The sequence below is a fragment of the Novosphingobium sp. genome (assembly GCF_049240505.1).
Classification (GTDB): Bacteria; Pseudomonadota; Alphaproteobacteria; order Sphingomonadales; family Sphingomonadaceae; genus Novosphingobium.
Map to the genome: position 1 here is coordinate 20896 of NZ_JBMLSM010000049.1, position 7018 is coordinate 27913.

Annotated in this window: 6 protein-coding genes; 3 read left to right on the forward strand and 3 right to left on the reverse strand. The window is 63.7% G+C overall.

Annotated features, from left to right (window positions below; all coding sequences use genetic code 11):
- Window positions 1-30: 30 nt before the first annotated feature.
- The 3 genes from mdlC to ACOVQ0_RS04535 are packed head-to-tail and all read left to right on the forward strand — an operon-like array spanning window position 31 to window position 3421.
- Complete coding sequence (mdlC, locus tag ACOVQ0_RS04525) at window positions 31-1590, forward strand: benzoylformate decarboxylase (protein ID WP_421880658.1); 1560 nt, start codon at window positions 31-33, stop codon at window positions 1588-1590.
- The gene (locus ACOVQ0_RS04530) at window positions 1587-2924 is read left to right on the forward strand and encodes an aromatic ring-hydroxylating oxygenase subunit alpha (RefSeq protein WP_421880661.1); all 1338 of its coding nucleotides are present in this window, start codon (window positions 1587-1589) and stop codon (window positions 2922-2924) included. Before mdlC ends, ACOVQ0_RS04530 begins: the two co-directional genes overlap by 4 nt.
- Complete coding sequence (locus ACOVQ0_RS04535) at window positions 2921-3421, forward strand: aromatic-ring-hydroxylating dioxygenase subunit beta (protein WP_421880664.1); 501 nt, start codon at window positions 2921-2923, stop codon at window positions 3419-3421. The genes ACOVQ0_RS04530 and ACOVQ0_RS04535 overlap by 4 nt, the downstream gene beginning before the upstream one ends.
- Window positions 3422-3571: 150 nt before the next feature.
- Here the strand turns inward: ACOVQ0_RS04535 and ACOVQ0_RS04540 are convergent, their stop codons facing one another.
- The 3 genes from ACOVQ0_RS04540 to ACOVQ0_RS04550 form a co-directional block, all read right to left on the reverse strand.
- Window positions 3572-5080 (reverse strand): amidase, encoded by a 1509-nt coding sequence (locus ACOVQ0_RS04540; RefSeq protein ID WP_421880667.1) that lies wholly within the window; start codon window positions 5078-5080, stop codon window positions 3572-3574.
- Window positions 5080-6150 (reverse strand): Rieske 2Fe-2S domain-containing protein, encoded by a 1071-nt coding sequence (locus ACOVQ0_RS04545; RefSeq protein ID WP_421880670.1) that lies wholly within the window; start codon window positions 6148-6150, stop codon window positions 5080-5082. The genes ACOVQ0_RS04540 and ACOVQ0_RS04545 overlap by 1 nt, the downstream gene beginning before the upstream one ends.
- A gap of 89 nt (window positions 6151-6239) precedes the next feature.
- Window positions 6240-7018, reverse strand: a 779-nt coding sequence (locus ACOVQ0_RS04550; RefSeq protein WP_421880675.1) for an amidohydrolase family protein, incomplete at its 5' end; no start/stop codon positions are given.

Consider the following 7018-nt stretch of genomic DNA (forward strand, 5'->3'; position numbering starts at 1 on the left):
CGGAATCGGCACGAATGCCTGGGAGAACCTATGCCGACCGTCCGCCATGCCACCGTTGCGCTGCTGCGCGAACTGGGGATGACCACGATCTTCGGCAATCCGGGTTCCACCGAACTTCCGATGTTCCGCGATTTTCCGGCTGATTTCCGCTATGTCATGGGCCTTCAGGAATCGGTCGTGCTGGGCATGGCCGATGGTTTTGCCCAAGGCGCGCGCAATGCCGCACTGGTCAATCTGCACAGTTCTGCGGGCACAGGCCACGCACTCGGCAACCTGTTCACCGCGTGGAAGAACCAGACGCCGCTGGTGGTCACCGCCGGGCAGCAGGCGCGTTCGATCCTGCCCTATGAACCATTCCTGTTTGCGGAAAGGCCTACCGAATTTCCCCGGCCCTTCGTGAAATGGGCCTGCGAACCGGCCCGCGCGCAGGATGTGCCCGCCGCCATCGCGCGGGCATACCATGTGGCGATGGAGCCGCCCTTTGGCCCCACCTTCGTCTCCATCCCTATCGACGATTGGGATCAGCCCTGCGATCCGCACCCCGCGCGCGCGATCCATGCCCGCCGCGTGCCGGAAAGCGCCGCAATCGCGCAGTGCGGCGCGGCGCTGGCACAGGCTCGTGCGCCCGCGCTGGTCGTCGGCGCAGGCGTGGCGCGCGACGGGGCGTGGGATGCGGTGATTGCGCTGGCGGAGCGGCATCGGGCGGCGGTGTGGGTCGCCCCCATGTCTGCGCGGTGCAGCTTCCCCGAAGACCATCCGCTGTTTGCTGGCTTCCTCACCGCCGGGCGCGAAGCGATTGTCGCAGCACTCGCCCCCCACGATTTCGTGCTGGCGCTGGGCGGGCCGATGAACCTCTACCATGTTGAGGGTCAAGGCCCGCACATGCCCGAACACACCGATGTCTGGCTGATCGGCGACAACCACGTCCACGCCGTGTGGGCACCGGTCGGCACCGCCATCGTGGCGAATTGCGATGCGGCTCTGGCCATGTTGTTGGAAGGTCCGGGGCCGACGGTGGAACGCACCATGCCCACCCCCTGCCCTCGCCTGCCAAGGCTGGATGGCAGCGTGATGACCGATGCTTTCGTGCTGCAACAGATCGCTGCCCTCCGCCCGCGCACATCGGTGATCGTGGAAGAAGCGCCATCCAGCCGGGGCGCCATGCACGATCGCCTGCCCATCGTGGAACGTGACACGTTTTACACCACCGCCAGCGGCGGATTGGGCCACGGGCTTCCGGCGGCGGTCGGCATGGCGCTGGCAAGGCCGCAGGACAAGGTGATCGCCGTGTTGGGCGATGGATCGGCCATGTATGCAATTCAGGGCCTGCACGCGGCGGCGCAGCTTGGGCTTCCGGTCAGCTTCGTGATCATCAAGAACGGGCGGTATGAAGCGCTGCACAGCTTCGGGCGGCACTTCGGAATGCAGAGCCTTGTCGGCACGCAGTTCCCTGAACTTGATTTCTGCGCGCTGGCGCAGGGGCATGGCGTGGTTGCGCGCAGGGCAGAAGATGCCGCCGCGCTCAACGCCGCGTTGCAATGGTCCTTCGCGGCAGCAGGGCCAACGCTGGTGGAGGCAGTTGTAGCATGACCATCGATGTGCGCGCCTATGTCGATGACCGGCCCGATGAGGGCATTTTCCGCGTCAACCGTGCCATCTTTACCGACGAACAGGTGTTCGAAGCGGAAATGGCGCGGATCTTCGAAGGCGGGTGGGTGTTTCTGGGGCTTGAGGCGCAAGCCCCGGAACCCCACGATTTCTTCACCACCTTTGCCGGGCGCGTGCCGATCATGGTCCAACGCGATGGTGGGGGTGAGTTGCGCGCCTTCGTCAATTCCTGCCCGCACAAGGGCGCGCGTCTGGCGCAGACGCAATCGGGCAACGCGCGTCTGCATGTCTGCCCCTATCATAGCTGGAGCTTTGACAGCGCGGGCCGCAGCAAGGCGGTGAAGTGGCAGAAGGCCGGGTGCTACGGCGTGGCCTTCGATCAGCAGGATCATGGGCTGGCCGCGATGCCATGCTTTGAAAATCATCGCGGTTTCCTGTTCGGCAGCCTCTCTGCCAATGTGCCGCCGCTGGCCGATTATCTGGGCGAAGCGGCCAAGCTGCTCGATCTTGTGGCAGACCAGAGCGAGGATGGCGTGGAACTGGTGCCGGGGCAGGTAACCTTCACCTATCAGGCCAACTGGAAGTTGCAGCTGGAAAACTGCTCGGACGCCTATCACTTCACCTCGGCCCACCCGTCCTACATCCGCGTGCTGGAACGGCGGCAGCAGGAAACCAGCGGCGAAGTCGTCGCCTCGGTCTGGGAAAACAGCGATTACTGGAAGGAAGAGACGCAGGGCGTTGGCGGCGGCAGCTATTCCTTTGCCAATGGCCACGTGCTCAACTGGGGCGTGTTCGGCATCACGCCTGCAATCCCGCTCTATGAAAGCGCCGCCGTTCTGGCTGAGCGGCATGGCGAGGGCAAGCGCGACTGGATGTTCAACATGCGCAACCTCACCATTTTCCCCAACCTGCAAGTCGCCGAAAACGCATCGAGCCAGTTGCGCGTGATCCGCCCGCTCGGCCCCGGTCTTACCGAAATGCGCACATGGTGCATCGCGCCTGTGGGCGAAAGCGCCGCCGCCCGCCGCCAGCGCATCCGCCAGTATGAGGACTTTTTCAATCCCACCGGCATGGCCACGCCCGACGATACGGTGAGCTATGAAAACTGCCAGATCGGCTATGCCGGAAAGGTCGATCCCTGGCTGCAAGGCTATGCGCGCGGGATGACCGCATCGGTAGAAGGCGGAAACCGCTTTTCCGACCGCATCGGGTTGAACCCCGCCCGCAGCGTGCTGGCGGATTCGCAATTGTGCGATGAAACACTCTATCACGCCTATTACCGCGCATGGGCTGAGCGGATGGAGGGCGCAGCGTGAACGCTCCTCTGACACGCGCGCAAGCGGAGGAACTGCTGTTTCGCGAAGCCCTGCTGATCGATACGCAGCGCTATGACGAATGGCTGGCGATGTTCACGCCCGACATCGAATTCTGGATGCCCGCCTGGCGCAACGAGACGAAGATGACCGCCGACCCGGACCGTGAACTTTCGCTGATCTACTACAAGGGCCGCCGCAATCTGGAAGACCGGGTGATGCGGCTGACCTCAGGCCTCTCCACCGCCTCCTCCCCGCCCCCCCGCGTGGTCCATGCCATCAGCAACGTGCTGGTCACGGCAGCGGAAGGCGATACGGCACGGTTGAGCGCCGTATTCACCTGCCACCGCTTCGATGTGCGGATGAACCGGGCGGAATGCTTCTTCGGCCGCTATGAATACCAGCTGCGGCATGAAGGCGATGAATGGCGCATCGCCGCCAAGAAGATCATCCTGCTCAACGATGTGATCCCCACGGTTGTGGATATCACGTCTATTTAGGCTGACCGCTTGTTCCGTTCACTAAACTCCGTCACCCTGAACTTGTTTCAGGGTCCATCTCTTGACCGAGAGCCTTGGTCTGATTGGCGCAATGGATCCTGAAACAAGTTCAGGATGACGGGGACTGTGAGGGATAAGCGTCGGTAAGCCTCACACACCCGTTGGCCGCCGCGCCACCCACGGCGCCGCCCGCTCCACCTGCCCCGCCAGCCGGAACAGCAGCGCCTCTTCGCCATAACGCCCCGTGGCCATCACGCCGATGGGCAACCCGTCGGTCGTCATCCCCAGCGGCAGCGACATGCTGGGCTGGCCGGTTCCGTTGTAGATGCCGGTAAAGGCGGTGAACGCCCCCACCTCGCGCCCCCAGTCCGCCATGCTGCGCCCGGTATCCAGCCCGATCCGGCCCAGCGGCAGCGGCGGCGCGGAAAGCGTGGGCGAAAGGATCACGTCATACCGCTCCATGAACTGCGCGATGGCCACGGCGGCGGCCTGATAGGCGTTGTTGCCTCGCGCATAATCCATGCCGGTATAGCCTTTGCCCATCGCGATGAAGTCCAGCGTCGTGCGCTCCACCACATCCGGTCCCAGTTCGATGCCCAGCGCCTTGGCCCGGTCCACGCAATCCGCCGCGACGGACGACGCCATCAGTACAAAGCTGCTGGCCCCGATGCTGGCGAAATCGATCTTCGGTGCGGCTTCTTCCACATGGTGGCCCAGCCCTTCCAGCAGCTTTGCCGCATCGCGCGTGGCGGCCAGAACTTGGCGGTCAACCGGCGCGCCGGAAAATGGCGACAGCATCAGCGCCACCCGTAGCTTCCCCGGATTACGGCCCACTTCAGCAAGGAACGGCCGCTCCGGCGAAGGCGTGCCATAGCGTGAACCCGGTTCCACCCCGTGCGTTGCATCCAGAATCGCAGCGGAATCGCGCACCGTGCGCGTCACCGCGTGGTGGACCGACATGCCGCCCCAGCCCTCGGTCCGCGCTGGTCCCATCGGCACGCGCCCGCGCGATGGCTTCAGTCCGAACAGCCCGCAGGCCGATGCCGGAATGCGGATCGATCCGCCGCCATCGGTGGCGTGCGCCGCCGGGATCACGCCTGCTGCAACCGCCGCAGCCGCCCCGCCGGACGATCCGCCCGCGATGCGTTCCGGGTTCCACGGGTTGCGCGTCGGCCCCACCGCCACGCTTTCGGTCGTGCCGGTCAGGCCAAACTCCGGCGTTGTCGTCTTGCCGAAGATCACAAAGCCCGCGCGTTCGATCCGCCGCACCAGTTCGGATGTCACGGCAGCGCGCTGGCCCTTGTACAGCCTGCTGCCGTTCTCGGTCACTTCGCCCGCGATATAGGTGTTCAGGTCTTTCAGCAGCCACGGAACCCCGCTGAACGGCCCTTGCGGAAGGCCCGCCGCAATCGCCTTGCGGCCATAGTCATAGTGCTTCTGCGCCATGAAATTGAACCTGGGGTTCAGCGCCTCGGCCCGCGCAATCGCGGCTTCCAGCAGTTCGGCAGGCGATACCTTGCGCGCCTTGACCAGCGCGGCAAGGCCGAGGGAATCGTGGGTATCAAGAACGTCCTGCATCGCTTGCGCGCTCCCCGGCAGGCCGACGGTCGCGGCAATCGCGATCCCGCCGACAAGGGCTTCCCTTCTGGTGGTCTTCATCACACGTAATACCGGGCGTAATACTTGCGGAACTGCGCGATTGGCCCATCGCCTTCGCAGATCAGCGCATTGGGTTCAAACTTCTGGCGATCCCAGATGATCTTGTCCTGATCGAACTGCTTGCAGATATCGCGGATGATCGCCTTTGCCACGCCTGCCCGCTCACCCTCGGCCTGCGCGCGCGGCTGGGTAAAGCAGAAGCGCACGTGCACATGGTCCAGTTCCACCGGCGTGATGCAGGCCACCAGCAGCGTTTCCGAAATGCCGGTAAAGCGCGTCCAGCTTTGCCCCGGCCCCATCGTGTCATAGCTGATCTGGCCGTCGACCTCGCCCCACGGCGTACCCATCTTGGCCTTCACGTCCGCGCCCCGGCCCCAATCGCCCCAGCGCAGATCGCCCAGCGGCACGTTGGCGGTGCCGTGGATATATTTGAAGTGCGCCACGTCCACGCCGTTTTCGGCCATGTTCTGGATCGATCCATAGACGTTCCATTCGTAAACGTCATAGTCGGTCCATTCGGGGTCCGTGGCTTCGGGCAGATGCTCCACCTGAAACAGCGGCGCGGCATCTTCGGGGTGATACCACAGCCAGATCCAGCGGTTCGCTTCGGTCACATGCCAGGTCCGCGTGCATTTGCGCTTCACCTGCGGCGGGATCGATTTCGAATAGGGAATCTCCTTCACGATCCCTTCTTCGCCATCATATCGCCATGCGTGGAACGGGCATTCCAGCAGGTTGCCATGCACTTTGCCGCCGTGGCCCATGTGCGCGCCCAGATGGCGGCAATAGGCGTCGACCACGCGGACCTGTCCGTCCTCCCCGCGCCACATCGCAAGGTCTTTCGAAAAATAGCGCAACGGTTTGACCTCGCCCACCGCAAGGTCTGCCGAAAGATCGATCGCATACCAGCCAAACGGAAAGCCGATGTCCAGATTGCGCTCCTGCACCGATGCGCGCCCTTCAACCGGGGCCGTGCGCCAGTCGATCAGATCCTGCCCGCGCAGCTTCTCAAGGATTTGCCACACCGCCACAGGTGCGGTGCGGGCGTCGTTCGCCACTGTATCCGCCATGTTGTACTCCTGAATTGCCGTGGCGGGGGTTGTCTCCGCGCATCCGGCCATCTTGCGGTAGGAGCAGACTTCCCGGCTCCCTGGGATGCCTAAAGGCCAAACACCTTCATCGCGTTATCGCGCAGGAACTTGGGCCACACCTCGTCCTTGAACGGCACGTTCTGCATATCGGCCATGATCCGGTCCAGGCTCAGCCCCATCGGGAAATACCCGGCGTAGATCACCTTGTCGGCCCCGCGCGTGTTGGCGTAATCGATGATCGCCTTCGGGTAATGCTTGGGCGCAAAGGCGCTGGTCGAATAATACAGGTTCGGCCATTTCAGCATCAGCTTCACCGCCAGCGCTTCCCACGGTTCGGCCCCGTGACGCATCACCACTTTCAGTTCGGGGAAGAACCAGCACACCTCGTCCAGATGTTCCACCTTCTGCGTTTCCATCGGAATGCGCGGCCCCGGAATGCCCACGTTCAGCAGGATCGGCAGGCCCAGTTCCTCACACGCGGAATAGATCGGCCACATGTATTTGTGATTGATCGCCACTTGCGGCAACGTGCCCGAAGGAAACACGCTGACGGCTGAAAGCCCCACTTCGGCGTGGATGCGCTTGATCCGGCGCACTTCCTCGGTGCCGTTGTTGGGGTTCACCGGCAGGTCGAAAAAGAACCGGTCGCCGTAAAGCTCCTTCGCGCGGCGCGAAGTGTCATCCTCGTTCCAGCCCACCAGCGCGCGCTGCACGTTGTGCTTGTCCATCTGCGCCACGGTCCAGGCGATATAATCGTCCTGCTGGCCCGATTGCGGGATATCCTTGAACATGTATTGCGCGGGCATGGCAAACTGGCCCAGCGTCTGCTTGTCCTTGATCAGCGGAC

Coding starts and splice junctions, on each gene's coding strand:
- mdlC (WP_421880658.1), top strand. CDS start 31: ATGCCGACCGTCCGCCATGCCACCGTTGCGCTGCTGCGCGAACTGGGG.
- ACOVQ0_RS04530 (WP_421880661.1), top strand. CDS start 1,587: ATGACCATCGATGTGCGCGCCTATGTCGATGACCGGCCCGATGAGGGC.
- ACOVQ0_RS04540 (WP_421880667.1), bottom strand. CDS start 5,080: ATGAAGACCACCAGAAGGGAAGCCCTTGTCGGCGGGATCGCGATTGCC.
- ACOVQ0_RS04545 (WP_421880670.1), bottom strand. CDS start 6,150: ATGGCGGATACAGTGGCGAACGACGCCCGCACCGCACCTGTGGCGGTG.